Origin of the sequence: Microbacterium sp. JAI119, from assembly GCF_013410135.1 — a bacterium.
Taxonomy (GTDB): Bacteria; Actinomycetota; Actinomycetes; order Actinomycetales; family Microbacteriaceae; genus Microbacterium; species Microbacterium oxydans.
The window spans coordinates 253,351-269,055 of sequence record NZ_JACCCK010000002.1 but is presented as its reverse complement, the minus strand read 5'-3'; the positions used below and the strand labels follow the sequence as shown (position 1 = coordinate 269,055).

At 68.8% G+C, this 15,705-nt stretch carries 10 protein-coding genes; 7 read left to right on the top strand and 3 right to left on the bottom strand.

What is annotated here, in order from left to right; genetic code table 11:
* Positions 1–187: 187 nt before the first annotated feature.
* The 3 genes from HDC31_RS12075 (at position 188) to HDC31_RS12065 (ending at position 4,843) form a co-directional block, all read left to right on the top strand.
* On the top strand, positions 188–2,119 hold the full coding sequence (locus HDC31_RS12075; RefSeq protein ID WP_058632672.1) for an ABC transporter ATP-binding protein: 1,932 nt from the start codon (positions 188–190) through the stop codon (positions 2,117–2,119).
* Positions 2,116–3,930 carry an ABC transporter ATP-binding protein gene (locus HDC31_RS12070; RefSeq protein WP_046748826.1) on the top strand — a complete coding sequence of 605 codons (1,815 nt, stop codon included), beginning with the start codon at positions 2,116–2,118 and terminating at the stop codon, positions 3,928–3,930. The genes HDC31_RS12075 and HDC31_RS12070 overlap by 4 nt, the downstream gene beginning before the upstream one ends.
* A 94-nt stretch (positions 3,931–4,024) precedes the next feature.
* Positions 4,025–4,843 carry a hypothetical protein gene (locus HDC31_RS12065; protein WP_058632673.1) on the top strand — a complete coding sequence of 273 codons (819 nt, stop codon included), beginning with the start codon at positions 4,025–4,027 and terminating at the stop codon, positions 4,841–4,843.
* 94 nt (positions 4,844–4,937) lie between these two features.
* Here the strand turns inward: HDC31_RS12065 and HDC31_RS12060 are convergent, their stop codons facing one another.
* Complete coding sequence (locus HDC31_RS12060) at positions 4,938–5,396, bottom strand: N-acetyltransferase (RefSeq protein WP_046748828.1); 459 nt, start codon at positions 5,394–5,396, stop codon at positions 4,938–4,940.
* A 175-nt stretch (positions 5,397–5,571) separates the two neighbouring features.
* On the opposite strand from HDC31_RS12060, the gene HDC31_RS12055 reads away from it, so the two are divergent.
* Positions 5,572–7,791, top strand: coding sequence for an NADP-dependent isocitrate dehydrogenase (locus HDC31_RS12055; protein ID WP_179516144.1), 2,220 nt, complete (start codon positions 5,572–5,574; stop codon positions 7,789–7,791).
* A gap of 84 nt (positions 7,792–7,875) precedes the next feature.
* Here HDC31_RS12055 and HDC31_RS12050 read toward each other — a convergent pair whose 3' ends face one another.
* Both HDC31_RS12050 and HDC31_RS12045 read right to left on the bottom strand, forming a co-directional pair.
* Positions 7,876–9,366 (bottom strand): L,D-transpeptidase family protein, encoded by a 1,491-nt coding sequence (locus tag HDC31_RS12050; protein WP_231728732.1) that lies wholly within the window; start codon positions 9,364–9,366, stop codon positions 7,876–7,878.
* A 108-nt stretch (positions 9,367–9,474) separates the two neighbouring features.
* A complete protein-coding gene (locus HDC31_RS12045) occupies positions 9,475–9,879 on the bottom strand; it encodes a RidA family protein (RefSeq protein WP_046748830.1) in 405 nt (134 codons plus the stop codon).
* Between the two features lie 25 nt (positions 9,880–9,904).
* Here HDC31_RS12045 and HDC31_RS12040 point away from each other — a divergent pair, with 25 nt between their 5' ends.
* The 3 genes from HDC31_RS12040 to HDC31_RS12030 all read left to right on the top strand — a co-directional run bounded on the left by HDC31_RS12040 (position 9,905) and on the right by HDC31_RS12030 (position 15,667).
* Complete coding sequence (locus tag HDC31_RS12040; RefSeq protein ID WP_218867771.1) at positions 9,905–11,122, top strand: alanine racemase; 1,218 nt, start codon at positions 9,905–9,907, stop codon at positions 11,120–11,122.
* Positions 11,113–14,400, top strand: a complete 3,288-nt coding sequence (locus HDC31_RS12035; RefSeq protein ID WP_179516143.1) for a family 20 glycosylhydrolase — start codon at positions 11,113–11,115, stop codon at positions 14,398–14,400. Before HDC31_RS12040 ends, HDC31_RS12035 begins: the two co-directional genes overlap by 10 nt.
* A gap of 79 nt (positions 14,401–14,479) precedes the next feature.
* Positions 14,480–15,667: an ROK family transcriptional regulator gene (locus HDC31_RS12030; protein WP_046748833.1), complete on the top strand. Its 1,188-nt coding sequence runs from the start codon at positions 14,480–14,482 to the stop codon at positions 15,665–15,667.
* Positions 15,668–15,705: the final 38 nt, after the last annotated feature.

Genomic DNA, 15,705 nt, shown 5'->3' with positions numbered 1-15,705 from the left:
AGCCCCTGAGGAGGACACCATGTTCACGATCGCCACCGCGCGGATCGCAGCTCTCGGCTCGACCCCGGCGCGTCCGCTCTCCTAGAGCCACCCCGCCCCTTCTCCGTCGGATGCCGGACCCTGTGGGTCCGCTCTCGCATCCGTCCCCTTCCGCAACCGCTGTCCATACGAAACTCGTCTGAGAGACATGTCCTCCTCGCCTTCCGCGCAGAATCCCTCGCCTTCATCGACCCTTTCCACTCCGGCCGCACTGTGGCGCCTGAAGCCCTTCGTGAAGCCGGTAATCTGGCGGCTCGCCGGCGGTGCCGCCAGCGCGCTCATCGCCGCCGTCATCGCCCTGATGATCCCGATCGTCCTCGAGCAGATCATCAGCGGACCCGTCCGTTCGGGTGAGATCAGCGCCATCATCTGGGGTGCTGTCGCCGTGTTCGCGCTCGCCCTGGGCGAGGCCCTCATGGTATGGCTGCGACGTCAGTTCGTGCTCAACCCGGCCACGCAGGTCGAGTACAAGATGCGCACGGAGCTCTACTCGCGCCTGCAGACCCTCCCGGTGTCCTTCCACGACCGGTGGGGCTCAGGACAGCTGCTCAGCCGCATGATGCAGGACATCGGCCTCATCCGCCGCTGGCTCGCGTTCGGCCTCGTGCTGCTGGTCGTCAACATCCTCACGATCATCATCGGCTCCGTGCTGCTGTTCCGGTGGCACTGGCTGCTGGGCACGATCTTCCTGGTCACGGCGATCCCGCTGTGGATCCGCGGCTACCTGTTCGAGAAGCGCTACGGCGCCCTCACCCGCCGCAGCCAGGATCAGGCCGGTGACCTCGCGACCAGCGTCGAGGAGAGCGTGCACGGGATCCGCGTGCTGAAGGCGTTCGGGCGCGGCAAGCACGCCCTGAGCCGCTTCAGCAGGCAGGCCGAGACGCTGCGCGAGACCGAGATGAGCAAGGCCGGTGCGATCGCGTCGATCTGGTTCTGGCTCGACCTCATGCCGCAGATCGCGTTCGGCCTCAGCCTGATGTCCGGCATCTGGCTGATCTCCGTCGGGCAGATCGGCGAGGCGCAACTGTTCGCCTTCTTCGCGATGGCCGTCGTGCTGCGCTGGCCCATCGAGTCGATCGGCTTCCTGTTCTCGTTCATGCTCGATGCGCGCACGGCGACCGACCGAGTGTTCGACATCTTCTCGGAGACCAACACCATCACCGACCCCGAGCACCCGGTGCACATCGAGAACCCGCGCGGAGAGCTCACGTTCGAGAACGCGCACTTCCGCTATCAGGACGCCGGCGCGCACGAACGCGACCTGCTCGACGGCATCGACCTGGTGCTGCGACCAGGGGAGACCATGGCGCTGGTCGGTCTCACCGGCAGCGGCAAGACCACCCTCACCACGCTGCCCACGCGTCTGTACGACGTGACGGGAGGCAGGGTCACCCTCGACGGCGTCGACGTGCGCGACCTGCCGCTGTCAGAGCTCCGTCGGCACATCGCCATGGCGTTCGAAGACGCGACGCTGTTCTCGGCGACGGTCCGGGAGAACGTGCTGCTCGGTCGTGCCGAGCTCGACGTGCACGGCGAAGAGGGCGAGCGTGTGCTGCGCGAAGCTCTCGACGTCGCTCAGGCCTCGTTCGTGGATTCCCTGCCAGACGGCGTCGAGACGGTGATCGGCGAAGAGGGGCTCAGCCTCTCCGGCGGTCAGCGCCAGCGGCTCGCCCTCGCCCGTGCGGTGGCGGCGAATCCGAAGGTGCTCGTGCTCGACGACCCGCTGTCGGCGCTCGACGTCGACACCGAGGCCCTCGTGGAGGAGGCGCTGCGGCACGTGCTCGCCGACACCACCGCCCTGATCGTGGCGCACCGCCCTTCGACCGTCGCGCTCGCCGATCGCGTCGCCCTGCTCGAGGCCGGTCGCGTGACGGCGGTGGGCACGCACTCCGAGCTGCTGAAGACCAGTCGGCACTACCGTCATGTCATCTCCAGCCTCGAGGCGGAGGAGGCGGCGCGCACCGGGACGATCCCGGTGATCCGCGATGAGCAGTCCGAGATCGATGAAGAGGTCCGTGCGGGCCTCGGGATGCAGGCCGCCGACGAAGACCCCATCACCGAGAAGGAGGTGCAGCGATGAGCTCCGCCATCACCGGAACCAGGAACGAGGATCGTTCCGAGTACACCCGCGAGGAGAGCAGGGAGATCCGTCGTCGATCCCTCCGACTGCTCGGATCCCTGGTCAGCCCCTTGAAGCCGAGGATCGTGCTCGCCGCCGCGGTGCTGGTCGTGTCGACCGCGCTCCAGGTCGCCGGCCCCATCCTCATCAGCCTGGGCCTCGACCGAGCGCTGCCTGCGGTGATCGAGCGTGCCGACTGGATGCCGACGTTCATGATCGGAGGCATCTACCTGCTGGCCGGTGCCCTCGCTGCGGTGCTGATCGCCTGGTACGTGATCATCGCGGCCAAGCTCACGCAGGCGGTGCTGCTGGACCTGCGCAAGCGCATCTTCCTGCACACCCAGCGCCTGAGCCTGGAGTTCCACGAGTCGTACACGTCGGGGCGCATCATCTCCCGTCAGACCAGCGACCTCGACTCGATCAAGGAGCTGCTCGACGGTGGCCTGAACGAACTCGTCTCCGGCGTGCTCTTCGGGCTGTTCACCTTCATCGCGCTGTGCTTCTGGGACTGGCAGTCGGGCCTGATCCTGGCGATCGGCGGAGTGCCGCTGTTCTACCTGATGCGCTGGTTCTACTCGCGCTCGCAGCTCGTCTACCGCGAGTCGCGCGTGATCAGTGCGAAGGTGATCGTGCAGTTCGTCGAGACGATGACCGGCATCCGCGCCGTCAAGGCGTTCCGCAAGGAGCCGCGCAACGACAAGGCGTTCCAGGAGATCGCTGGCGACTACCGCGACGTCAACCGTCGCTCGATGCTGCTGTTCGGCACGTTCGAGCCCGGCCTGATGGGCGTCGCGGCCCTCGTGCTCGGCATCGTCGTGCTGTGGGGAGGCATCCGCGTCTCCGAGGGTGCGCTGACCGTGGGTGTGCTGCTGTCGGCAGTGCTCTACGTCCGCAACTTCTTCGCGCCGATGCAGGAGATCGCGATGTTCCTGAACTCCTATCAGTCGGCCACGGCCGCGCTGGAGAAGGTCTCGGGCGTGCTCGAGGAGGTGCCGACGGTTCCCGACCCCGAGAACCCCGTCGACCTGTGGGAGTCCCGTGGGCATGTCGAGTTCGACGAGGTGACCTTCGGATACAACGGAGAGAAGACGATCCTCCCGAACTTCTCCCTCGACATCCCGGCGGGGCAGACGATCGCCCTCGTCGGAACGACCGGCGCCGGGAAGTCGACGCTCGCCAAGCTCATCTCGCGCTTCTATGACCCCTCCCAAGGGCGGGTCACGCTCGACGGCGTCGATCTGCGGTCGCTGCACCCGAAGGACCTCCGCCGCGCGATCGTCATGGTCACGCAGGAGGCCTACCTGTTCAGCGGCACCGTCGCCGACAACATCGCGCTCGGCAAGCCGGATGCGACGCTCGACGAGATCAAGGCCGCGGCACGGGCCGTGGGCGCCGACGGGTTCATCTCGTCGCTGCCCGACGGATACGGCACCGATGTGAACAAGCGCGGTGGTCGGGTGTCGGCGGGGCAGCGTCAGCTCATCTCGTTCGCCCGGGCTTTCCTCGCCGACCCCGCGGTGCTGATCCTCGACGAGGCGACGGCTTCGCTGGACATCCCATCCGAGCGCTTGATCCAGGATGCGTTGCAGACCCTCCTCAAGGACCGCACGGCGATCATCATCGCGCACCGCCTGTCGACGGTCGCGATCGCCGACAGGGTGCTGGTGATGGAGCACGGCCGCATCATCGAGGACGACACTCCCGCTGCCCTGATCGGCGGTACCGGCAAGTTCGCGCAGCTGCATGCGGCCTGGCAGGAGACTCTCGTCTGATCTGCCTCTTCCGGTCGCGATATGACAGCCGTCTGGTGCAGGTGAGCTGTCATATCGCGACCGGAAGTCGTGTGCGTCTGGGTAGCATCGAGGTATGGACCCCCTGCTGCTCGTCGCCGAGTGGTGGTGGATCGCGCCGACGGCAGTCGCCGCGGGAACGGTGGGTGTGATGGGAATGCGACGTCGCAACAGCACGGTGAGCGGACGCAGGCTCGCGGTCGATGCCGCCCGCCACGATCTGAGAGAGGCGCAGCTGGTCGCCGCCGAGCGGCGCACCGCGTGGAAGATCGCGCGCGCCGACCTGGCTCGCGTCACGGCGGAGCGGGCGGCCCAGCGAGCGACGCCCGAACAGGTGGCAGGGGCTCGGCGGATGCTGAAGGAGCGGGAGCGCGATGCGAAGGCCGCGTCGGCCGATGTGCGCGCGCGCCAGGTGCGGCTGAACGCGGCTCGCGCCGCCGTGCCTTCCGCGGCGGAGCCGCGCCCGATCGAGCGACTCCACGCCGCGCATGACGCGGTGACGGCACGCTGGATGCGTTACGAGACCGACCCCGCTCTGCAGATCTCCTATCCGGCGATGACCGACGTGAAGTCCGCGGAGACGGCCGCATACTTCCGTGCCGCCGGACACGCGACGGAGATGCGCCGCGCGGCCTCCGGACGCATCACCCCGGCTGAGTTCGCCGCCTATCGTGACGCTGTCGCCGAGCTCGAGCGGGCGTTCGAAGCCGCCGAACACGCCGCGAAGGTGCACGCGGGGGAGGCGCCGGCGACGCCGGCGTGGCAGGATGCCGCTCAAGACATGCTGAACCGTTCCGCCGAGGCCATCGATCGCGCTGCCGGAGCGGCCGCGGCCGCTCTCTCATCGTGGACGAGCCGGCGGAAACCCGGGGGCACCCCCGACGACCGTTCCTGAGAACCCGCCAGGGCTGTGAGAGCGCTCCCCCGAAGGGGAGTGAAGGGCGACGAGGTCTCGATGGGGGAGGGGATTCGAGACCCCGCCGCCCGGTCTAGGACGTGACCCGGATCTCGGCGATGACCTCGCCGTAGGCCGTCTCCCCGACGGGGGTGAAGCCGACGCGACGGAAGAAGGCCTCCGGGCCGTCCTCGCCGGCTTCGTAGATCACGTTGACGTGGTCGACTCCGCGTTCACGCGCCTCGTCGATGAGCGCCTCGACGGCGAAGCGGCCGACGCCGCGACCCTGGTCGTCCGCGTCGACGTTGATGCGCCACAGCACGGAGCGGAAGTGCTCCTCCGGGGCCTCGTCGTCGAAGTTGGCGCTGACGAAGCCGACGACCTCGTTGCGGTCCAGGATCACCCGCTGCCAGGAGGTCTGCGGGTTGATGACGGTCGCGGCGATCCCGTAAGAGACCGGAGCGAGGAACTGCTCCTGTCCGGGCTTGAGCGACAGGTTGTTCACGGCGACGATCGTCGCAGCGGAGAGTTCGACCATGCGCAGTTCGGACATGGACCCAGGCTAACCCCTCCGGAGAGGCGGGACACGTTTCCGACGAAGATTTCGCCCCTCTGTGGCCGTTCGTCGACATGGGGTGGTCGGCGGTCGCAGGCGCGGACCACAGGGCCAGACCGGCTCAGGTATCTTGGTATCGAGACAAATTTCCCCGCGAACGGAGTACCTCCCGGTGACCGACGACGCCATCATCTACACGTACACAGACGAGGCACCGGCGCTCGCCACCGCCTCGTTCCTCCCGATCATCCAGGCATACACCGGCCAGGCCGGCATCGAGGTCGAGACGCGCGACATCTCGCTAGCCGGACGCATCCTCGCCGCCTTCCCGCAGAAGCTCACTCCCGAGCAGCAGGTGGGTGACGCTCTCGCCGAGCTCGGTGGCCTCGCCACCCTCCCCGAGGCCAACATCATCAAGCTGCCGAACATCTCGGCGTCCATCCCGCAGCTGAAGGGTGCGATCGCCGAGCTGCAGAAGCAGGGCTTCGACATCCCCGACTTCCCGGACGAGCCGACCTCCCTGGAGGAGAAGGACGTCCGCGCCCGCTACGACCGCATCAAGGGCTCCGCAGTGAACCCCGTGCTGCGCGAGGGCAACAGCGACCGTCGCGCACCGCTCGCGGTGAAGAACTACGCCAAGAAGCACCCGCACCGCAACAAGCCTTTCGCGGACGGCTCGAAAACCCGCGTCGCGACCTTGGGCCACGACGACTTCAAGCACAACGAGTGCTCGTGGGTCGCGGCCCACGACGACGTCCTCTCGTTCCGTCACACGGCGCAGGACGGCACCGTCACGATCCTCAAGGAGGGCCTCAAGGTCCTCCCGCGTGAGATCATCGACGCCACGTTCCTCTCCGCGAAGGAGCTGGACGCGTTCCTCGCGGAGACGCTCGAGGCGGCCAAGGCCGACGACGTGCTCTACTCCGTGCACCTCAAGGCCACGATGATGAAGGTCAGCGACCCGATCATCTTCGGTCACGTCGTGAAGGCGTTCTTCAAGAACGTCTTCGACCAGTACGGCACGCAGCTCGCCGAAGCCGGACTCAGCGCGAACGACGGCCTCGGCTCGATCCTTGCAGGCCTGTCGAATGTCGCCGGTGGCGAGGAGATCGCTGCGGCGTTCGACAAGGCCATCGCCGAGGGGCCGCGCCTGTCGTACGTGAACTCCGACAAGGGGATCACCAACCTCCACGTGCCCAGCGATGTCATCGTCGACGCGTCGATGCCCGCCCTCGTCCGCAACGGTGGGAAGCTCTGGGGCAAGGACGGCGAGGAGGCCGACACGATCGCGGTCATCCCGGACTCGTCCTACGCGAGCGTCTACCAGGCCGTCATCGACGATGTGATCGCGAACGGCCCGCTCGACCCCGCCACGATCGGTACCGTCCCGAACGTGGGTCTCATGGCGCAGGCGGCCGAGGAATACGGCAGCCACGACAAGACCTTCGAGATCGCGGCGGACGGCATCGTCCAGGTGCTCGACAGCGAGGGCACCGTGCTCATCGAGCACGAGGTCGGCAAGGGCGACATCTGGCGCGCGACGCAGACCAAGCACATCCCCGTCATGGACTGGGTCAAGCTCGCCGTGACGCGTGCACGCGCGACCGGCGACCCCGCCGTGTTCTGGCTGGACGCGAACCGCTCGCACGACGCCCAGATCATCGCGAAGGTGCACCAGGGCCTCGCCACGCTCGACACCAAGGGCCTGACGATCACGATCCTCGCGCCGGAAGAGGCCACGCGGTACACGCTCGCCCGCATGCGTCACGGGCTCGACACCATCTCGGTGACCGGCAACGTGCTGCGTGACTACCTGACCGACCTGTTCCCGATCCTCGAGGTCGGCACGAGCGCCAAGATGCTCTCGATCGTGCCGCTGCTCGCCGGTGGTGGGCTGTTCGAGACGGGTGCCGGTGGTTCCGCTCCCAAGCACGTGCAGCAGCTGGTCGAGCAGAACTACTTGCGCTGGGACTCGCTGGGTGAGTTCTTCGCGCTGGCGGCTTCGCTCGAGCACTTCGCCGACCGCACGGGCAACGACAAGGCCCGCGTGCTTGCGGAGACGCTGGACGCCGCGACCGGAACCTTCCTCGAGGAGGACCGCTCGCCCGGTCGTGCGCTCGGCACGATCGACAACCGCGGCAGCCACTTCTACCTCGGCCTGTACTGGGCGAAGGAGCTGGCAGCGCAGACGAAGGATGCCGAGCTCGCTGCGGCCTTCGCGCCGATCGCCGAGAAGCTCGCCGCGAACGAGGAGGCCATCGTCTCCGAGCTCAACGCCGTGCAGGGACAGCCCGCGGAGATCGGCGGGTACTACCGTCCGGACGAGAAGCTGGTCGAGGCCGTCATGCGTCCGTCCACGACGCTGAACACGATCGTCGACGCCCTGCGCTGAGACGAGCGAAGGGGGCGGATGCTTCGGCATCCGCCCCCTTCTTCGTGTTCGGCCCGTCTGCCCGAGCGAGCGCGGAGCGCTTCGTCAGTAGTGGACGGAGACCTCGAGCCCCTTGGGGGACCAGTCGTAGACGTACTTGGCGAGGTCGATCGGCAGGTTGACGCAACCGTGGCTCATGCGCTGGCCGAAGTTGTTGTGCCAGTACGTGCCGTGGAAGCCGATGTTCGGAGCGAACCAGGTGATCCAGGGCACGTCCTTCGTGCAGTACGGGGCGCCCTCGTAGCAGCCCATGTCCTGGATACGCGTGTGCGCGAACACCTTGAAGTTGCCGGTGGGCGTCAGAGTCCCTGGCAGGCCGGTGGACACGGCCCACGAGTTCACGACAGCGCCGTTCTCGTAGAGGACGGCCCGCTGCGAACTGAGGTTGATGTCGATGCGGCGGAACAGGTTCACCGTCTCGAAGGGCGTCTCGGTGACCGAGAGCGCGAAGGCTCCGTTTCCGGCTGCCAGCTGCTCGGCGAACTGGTCCGCGATGCCTGACGTGTCTCCCAGCGCTCGACCGGTGGCACCCTCCTGCTCCGCACGGAGCACGGTGCCGGCGGAGTCGACGATGTTGGTCGCGTTGACCGGCGCGCGGTCGACGACGGAGGGGAGACTGTCCACGGTGGCCTGGATCGCCTGGGGGTCGGCCTTGATGCTCAGCTGTCCGTCGTCATCGACGACCGTGAGCCAGGAGGCGGCGACGGCGGGATCGACCGGGACGGTCCGCTCCTCGCCGACGTAGAAGCCGACGGTGGGAAGCATCGTGTTGAGAGCGGTGGCGGTGGCGGTGGCGTCGTCATCGGAGACGGCCGGCGCGGCTTCCGCGGCGTCTCCCGAGTACTCGAGCGCGCTGCGACCCTCTTCGACGGCTGCCGTGAAGGCGGCGTTGAGGTCGGCGAGGTCGATCCCTGTTCCGGCCTCTGCCGGTGTGATCACGAAGGTGCCGCTGGCGGCATCGAAGACGACACCGGCATCCACCGGGTCGTCGAAGCTGGTCGGCACGGCGCCACGCAGCGCGGCGTCCGCCTTCGCGGTGTCGAAGGCGATCTCTGCGGGGACGGGGTCGCCCATCCAGGCGCCGAGGTTCCACAGCGGGTGCTCCGCGAAAGCCTTGTCGGCGAGAGCGGTGGCGTCGACGTCCGCACCGAGGTCGGCGCCGGTGAGGACGGTGCCGTCTCCCGCGCCGGTGAGCGTGATCTCGGTCTGAGCGAGGCGGGCGTCGATGGCGTCGGCGGCGGCGCCAGGAGTCATCCAGCCGACCGGGATCCCGGCGACCGTGGTTCCCGGTGCGATCAGGATCATCGACGCGGCTCCGGCGCCGAGGGCGACGACTCCCAGCCCGAGGCCGATCCAGAGGCCGAGGCGACGTTTCTTGGGAGACGGTTCGATCGGAGCCCAGGCGAGCGGCTGGTCACCGGTGGTCGGCGGGACGGTCTCCGTGGGAGCGTCCGTCGGCGCGAGCACTGCAGTGGGCGCGGAGTCGTCTCCACGCGCCTCGGCTGCTGCGCCCGGCGCAGAAATCAGATCGGTCACGAACTTCACCCCCCGGCTCTCAAACGTGTCCTGACGTCCAATGGTACGGGATGGGAGGTAACGGGGAGGCAACGGTCCGTGATAACGTGCCTCCCCGCAACGCAGACGTCAGTCGATGATGGCGATGCCGTCGATCTCGACGAGCATCTCCTCGCGCGGAAGGCCGGTGAAGACCGTGGTGCGCGACGGCAGGACGCCGTTGGTCGTGTGAGCGGTCACGAAGGCGCCGTACGCGTCGTTCATGATGGGGAAGTCCTCGCGCTTGGTCAGGTAGACGCGCAGCATGACGACGTCGTCGAACGTCGCGCCGGACGCCTCGACGATCGCCTTCACGTTCTCGAGCGTGCGGGTGGTCTGGGCAGCGACGTCCCCGGGGTGCAGGTACTCGTTGGTCTTCGGGTCGACGGGTCCCTGGCCGGAGACCTGCACGAACGGGCCCTTGCGGATACCCTGCGAGAAGGTGTGGGCGGGGGCGGGGGCGGCGTCGGTGGAAACTCGGATCTTCGCGGTCATGCCGCCAGCCTAGTAGCATTGTTAGATGCCTCTACAAATCCCGGATCCCGTTCTCGGCACCTGGACGAAGGGCTTTCCTGCGCACGCAGCGGGACTCCGCCTCTCGCAGGTGGGGGATGCGGATCTGCATCTCTCCGACCTGGTGACGCCGGTGCTGACGGTGCACGAGGGCGCCCTCGCGCACAACGAGGAGACCGTCTTCGCATGGGCGAGGGAGCGCCGGGTGCTCCTCGCACCACACGGCAAGACCACGATGGCTCCGGCCCTCTGGCAGCGACTGCTCGACGCGGGAGCATGGGGGATCTCCGTGGCGACGCCCTGGCAGGCCGAAGTCGCCGTCGACGCGGGCGTCTCGACCGTGCTGATCGCGAACGCGGTCACGGATCTCACTGCGGTGCGTCGCCTGGGGGCACTGCTCGCAGCCGACCCCGACCTGCGCGTGCTGTGCTGGGCGGACTCTCTCGAGGGAGTGGCCATCCTCGCGCGGGGGATGCACGATGCCGCGCGTCCGCTCGATGTCTTGGTCGAACTCGGCGGCGCGCACGGCCGCACGGGCGCACGGAGCGTGGAGGAGGGCGAGCGGATCGGGAAGGCCGTCTCGGACGCATCCGGGCTGCGCCTCGCCGGCGTCGCGGGATACGAGGGGCCCTTCGGTCCCGATCGCTCCGATGCCTCGGTCGCCGCCGTCGACGCGTACCTGCAGACGCTCGTGGATCTGCACGCCCGACTGGAGTACCCGCACGGTCTCCGTCCGATTCTCAGCGCGGGAGGCAGCGCCTTCCCTGATCGGGCGGCCGCCGTCCTCGCAGCCGCCGGGGACGACGTGGACGTCGTCCTGCGTTCGGGGGCGTTCCAGATCCACGACGACGGCTTCTACTCGCGCATGTCTCCGTTCGGACCGCTCGTCGGCACCGCGCCTCTGCGCTCGGGGATGCACGCCTGGTCGCGGGTGGTGTCGCAGCCCGAGGACGGCCTTGCGCTCCTCGACGCCGGACGGCGCGATGTGCCCTTCGACCTGGATCTGCCGATCCCGCAGGGGCTGCGGGGGGAGATCACGGCGCTGAACGATCAGCATGCGTTCCTGAGCCTCACGGGCGATGACACGGTCGCGGTGGGCGATGTCGTCCGTCTCGGGCTCTCCCACCCGTGCACCGCCTTCGACAAGTGGAGGGTCGTCGCCGTGATCGACGACCCCGATGCCGTCGATCCGCGCGTGATCGGGGCGGTGGCGACGTGCTTCTGAGTGCCGAGAAGGCCGCCGCCGGACAGGTGCGGGTGTACCGCGGAGCCACCGTCATCGACGGGACGGGGGCGCCCCGGTACGTGGCCGACGTCGCGGTGGAGGGCGCGAGGGTCGTGGCTATCCTCCCGGCCGGTGCGGTGAATCCTGAACTCGAGCTCCCCGAACTCGAACTTCCCGAGGGCGCCGTGGAGGTCGCGGCAGAGGGACTCGTCCTCGCGCCCGGATTCATCGACATGCACGCGCACAGCGAGCTCGCAGTGCTGAGCGGCGCGGCGCACGACGCCAAGATCCGCCAGGGCGTGACGACCGAGGTGCTCGGTCAGGACGGCCTGGGCTATGCGCCCCTCGACGATGCGGCGGCGGCGATCATCCCCGCGCAGATCGCCGGGTGGAACGGAACTCCGGCCGACGTGCCGTGGCGGACGATGGACGACCTGCTCGCGGCGATCGACGCCGCAGCGGTCGCGAACGCCGCCGTCCTCGTCCCCCAGGGGAATCTGCGGATGATGGTCGTCGGCCACGAGAACCGTCGGGCGACGACTGCGGAGCTCACCGCGATGGGGGAGATCCTGGGTCGCGCGCTGGACGCGGGAGCCTTCGGCATGTCGAGCGGCCTCACCTACACGCCAGGGATGTACGCGGACACGGCGGAGCTCGAAGCGCTGTGCCGCATCGTCGCCGAGCGAGGAGGCTACTGGGCGCCGCACACCCGGAGCTACGGGGGAGCGGCGCTGGAGGCCTACCGGGAGGCGCTCGACATCGGTCGGCGCACCGGGTGCCCCGTGCATCTCACACACGCGACGATGAACTTCGCCCCGAACCGCGGCCGCGCCGATGAGCTCCTGGCCCTGATCGACGAGGCGATCGAGGACGGCGTCGACGTGACGCTCGACACGTACCCGTATCTGCCCGGCGCCACGACGCTCTCCGCTCTGCTGCCGAGCAGGCTGGCGGAATCCGGCGACCTGCTCGCTGCCGTCTCCGCGCTCGACGAAGCGGGCAGGGAGGCCGTCCGCGTGGAACTGGAAGACGTCGGCTGCGACGGATTCCACGGCGAGAGGGCCGATTGGACGCAGATCCAGGTCTCCGGCACCGTGAACCCCGCCCTCTCGGGTCTGATCGGCCGCACCATCGCCGAGATCGCGACCACGACCGGTCGCCGTGCCGTCGATGTGGTGCTCGACACGATCGTGGAGGACGCCGCCGCCACCGGAATCCTCATGCACATCGGAGACGAGGAGAACGTCCGGACGATCATGCGTCACTCGCAGCACACGGGAGGCAGTGATGGGATCCTGATCGGGGCGCGGCCTCATCCGCGTGGGCGGGGTACGTTCCCGCGGTACCTCGGACACTACGTGCGCGAGCTCGGCATCCTCACCTGGGAGGAGGCCGTCCGACACCTGTCGGGGACGCCGGCGCATCGGCTGGGACTCGACCGGGGTGACGCACCTCGGGGCGTCGTCCGGCGGGGAGCGACCGCCGATCTCGTGCTCTTCGACCCGGAGACGGTCGAGGCGGGGGCCACGTTCGACTCCCCCTTCGCACCGCCGCGCGGGATCATCGAGGTACTTGTCGGGGGAGTGCCGGTGGTGTCGGAGGGCGAGGCGACGGGGCGGACCCCCGGACGCGCACTGCGGATGCCGCCCCCGCCGCATCGCGCCACCGTGCCGCACATCGGTGCCCGCATCGATCCGGTCGCTCCCGGATTCGCGTGGACGGAGCGCACGCCGATCCTCTCGGCCCCTGAGCTCGTCGCCGCTGCCGCCCGGCTCGGCGGTCTCGCCGGCGCGGGCGACGCCGAACTCCCGCCGATCCGACTGATGGTCGACGAGAACCTCGGCGCTGAGGCCGCGGCGCGAGGACGTGTCGGTGACGAGGCCTTCCGGGTGAGCGTGAGTGCAGCCGGAGTCGAGGTCAGAGGAGCGAGCCCCGCCGGCGTGTTCCGCGGTGCCACCACTCTGCGGCAGCTGCGGGATCCGGACGCCGCATCGGCCCACATCCCCGCCGGGGTGTGGGAGGGAGCGCCGGCGTACAGCTGGCGAGGGACGATGCTCGACGTCGCCAGGCACTTCCGGACCGTCGACGAGGTCCGTCGTCTGGTCGATCTCCTCGCCGATCATCACCTGAACGTGCTGCACCTTCATCTCACAGACGATCAGGGGTGGCGCTTCGAGGTGCCCGGCTTCCCTCGGCTCACGGAAGTGGGCGCGCGACGGGAAGCCACCCAGCTCGGACACGGCCCCTTGTCCACCGTGGAGCCGGGAGTGCACGAGGGCTTCTACACGACCGCGGAGCTGCGAGAGCTCGTCGCCTATGCGCGAGAACGTTTCGTGACCCTCGTGCCGGAGGTCGAGCTGCCCGGACACATCCAAGCGGGTCTCGCCGCGTATCCGGAGCTCGGCAACGTCGACGTCGGAGAGCCTGTGCTGTCTGCATGGGAGCGCTTCGGGGTCAATCCGCGCACCCTCGCCCCGACGGACGAGGCCCTGGCCTTCGGATTCGCCGCGATCGATGTTCTCTGCGATGCGTTCGACTCGGAGTGGATAGGCATCGGCGGTGACGAGGTGCCGGTGACCGAGTGGGAGCAGAGCGCCGCGGCGGCCGAGCGCATGCGACAACTCGGACTCGAGTCTGCACACGACGTGCAGCCGTGGTTCACGGAGCAGTTCGTCGCGCATGTCCGCGGACGAGGCCGCACGGCACTGGCCTGGGACGAGGTCCTCGAAGGCGACGTGCCCGAGGGCGTGCGCATCCTCGCGTGGCGGGGTCCCGCCGCGATGCGTGAGGCGCTGCGGCTCGGCATCGAGGTCGTCGCGTGCCCCGACCTCGAGGTCTACCTCGACTACCCGCAGTCGGAGTCGGAGGAGGAGCCGATCAGAGTGGGCCCGCCTCTCACGATCGAGCGCGCGTACTCCCTGCGTGTCGAAGACGGCGCTGTGGGCGGGCAGGCGAACGTGTGGAGCGAGCACCTGCCCACCAGGGACCGCGTCGACTTCGCGATGTTCCCTCGACTCGCCGCGATCGCGGAGCGTCTGTGGGACGGCGGGGAGCCGGGACCCTACGCCGACTTCGAGCGGCGTCTGCCGATGCACCTGCGCCGGCTCGCCGCAGCGGGGGTGCGGTATCGTCCCCTTGACGGGCCGGAGCCCGAGCAGCGCCGTCCCGGCGTGCCGAGCAAGCCGCTCACGATCGAGGCGCGGGAGCAGATCGTCGCAGGCCTGGTCGAGCGCCTCATCGGGCGCTCACGCACGGTCGTCGTCGACGATCGAAAGTAATGTAACGTTTCGGTAACCCTGCCAGCGCGTCCGCGGGCAGAGGTTGCGCAAATTTTGTTCGTAAGGTCTACTAACAAACATGTCCGTTTCGGATGAACAGCGTTCCGCATCGCCGTCAGAGTACGCCGGTGCGAATGCGCACGCCTTCGGCCCGGGGCGCCACCTGCGCTCGCGATCAAAGGTGCTGCCAGAGCATGCGCGCGGTCACAACCGTGCACTGGTGCTGCAGACGCTGTACCACGCGGGGGCGATGAGTCGCGCCGACCTCTCCCGGGAGACGGGCCTCACCCGTGTCACCATCTCCGACCTGGTCGCCGAGTTCATCGCCGACGGGATCGTCATCGAGATGGGCGTCCGTGAAGCGGTGGGGCCGGGCAAGCCGCCCATCCTCATCGACATCGATCGCTTCGGCCATCAGATCGTCGGCCTCGATCTCTCCGGCCCCGACGCCTTCACCGGGGCGGTGCTGAGCCTCGACGGAGACGTGCTGGAGCGGCGCGAGGTGCCTCGTCCGAAATCCCCCGACGGGGAGGCGGCATACGCGGCGCTGCGGGAACTCGCACAGACGCTGGTCGAGGCCTCGACTCAGCCGCTGCTGGGTGTCGGCATCGGCACCCCGGGTGTCGTGCGTCCCGACGGGCTCGTCCTGAGCTCTCCCAACCTCGGCTGGACGAACTTCCCGCTGGAGGCGAAGCTCGGCGTCGATCTCGACCTTCCGGTCCTCGCCCGCAACGACGCCAACGCGGCGGTGCTCGCCGAGTACACGTTCGGCGAGGCGAAGGCCGACTTCATGCTGATCAAGATCGGCAAGGGTGTCGGCGCCGGCCTCATCACCGGCAGCCAGCCTCTGCTGGGCAGCCGCTTCGCCGCGGGAGAGATCGGTCACGTCGTCGTCGGTACCGACGGGGGCCCTCGCTGCGCGTGCGGGAAGGACGGCTGTCTCGAGGCGTGGCTCAGCGTGAGTCGGCTCGAGGCGGCGATCGCCGCTGATCCCGAGGCACGCGATGAGATCCTCCGCGATGCCGGGACGCGGATGGCGATCGCGACCGCTCCGATCGTCGCTGCCCTCGACCTCTCCGAGGTGGTGATCTCCGGTCCGGCGGAGCTGCTCGACGGCATCTTGATCGAGGCCGCCATCGCGACGTTGCGCGCGCGCACCCTCGAGGGCGTGTTCGAAGACGTCGTCGTGCGGTTGACGCACCAGGAGGACATCGTCCTGCGCGGCGCTGCGGTCATGGTGCTCTCGGGACAGCTGGGAGTGTCGTGAACGTCATCTGCACCGTGGACGGCACGGCCGGGAGCAGC

What these genes read in the sequence shown, in the direction of transcription:
- HDC31_RS12075 (WP_058632672.1), top strand. Translation starts at nt 188, where the DNA reads ATGTCCTCCTCGCCTTCCGCGCAGAATCCCTCGCCTTCATCGACCCTT.
- HDC31_RS12070 (WP_046748826.1), top strand. Translation starts at nt 2,116, where the DNA reads ATGAGCTCCGCCATCACCGGAACCAGGAACGAGGATCGTTCCGAGTAC.
- HDC31_RS12065 (WP_058632673.1), top strand. Translation starts at nt 4,025, where the DNA reads ATGGACCCCCTGCTGCTCGTCGCCGAGTGGTGGTGGATCGCGCCGACG.
- HDC31_RS12060 (WP_046748828.1), bottom strand. Translation starts at nt 5,396, where the DNA reads ATGTCCGAACTGCGCATGGTCGAACTCTCCGCTGCGACGATCGTCGCC.
- HDC31_RS12045 (WP_046748830.1), bottom strand. Translation starts at nt 9,879, where the DNA reads ATGACCGCGAAGATCCGAGTTTCCACCGACGCCGCCCCCGCCCCCGCC.
- HDC31_RS12040 (WP_218867771.1), top strand. Translation starts at nt 9,905, where the DNA reads ATGCCTCTACAAATCCCGGATCCCGTTCTCGGCACCTGGACGAAGGGC.
- HDC31_RS12030 (WP_046748833.1), top strand. Translation starts at nt 14,480, where the DNA reads ATGTCCGTTTCGGATGAACAGCGTTCCGCATCGCCGTCAGAGTACGCC.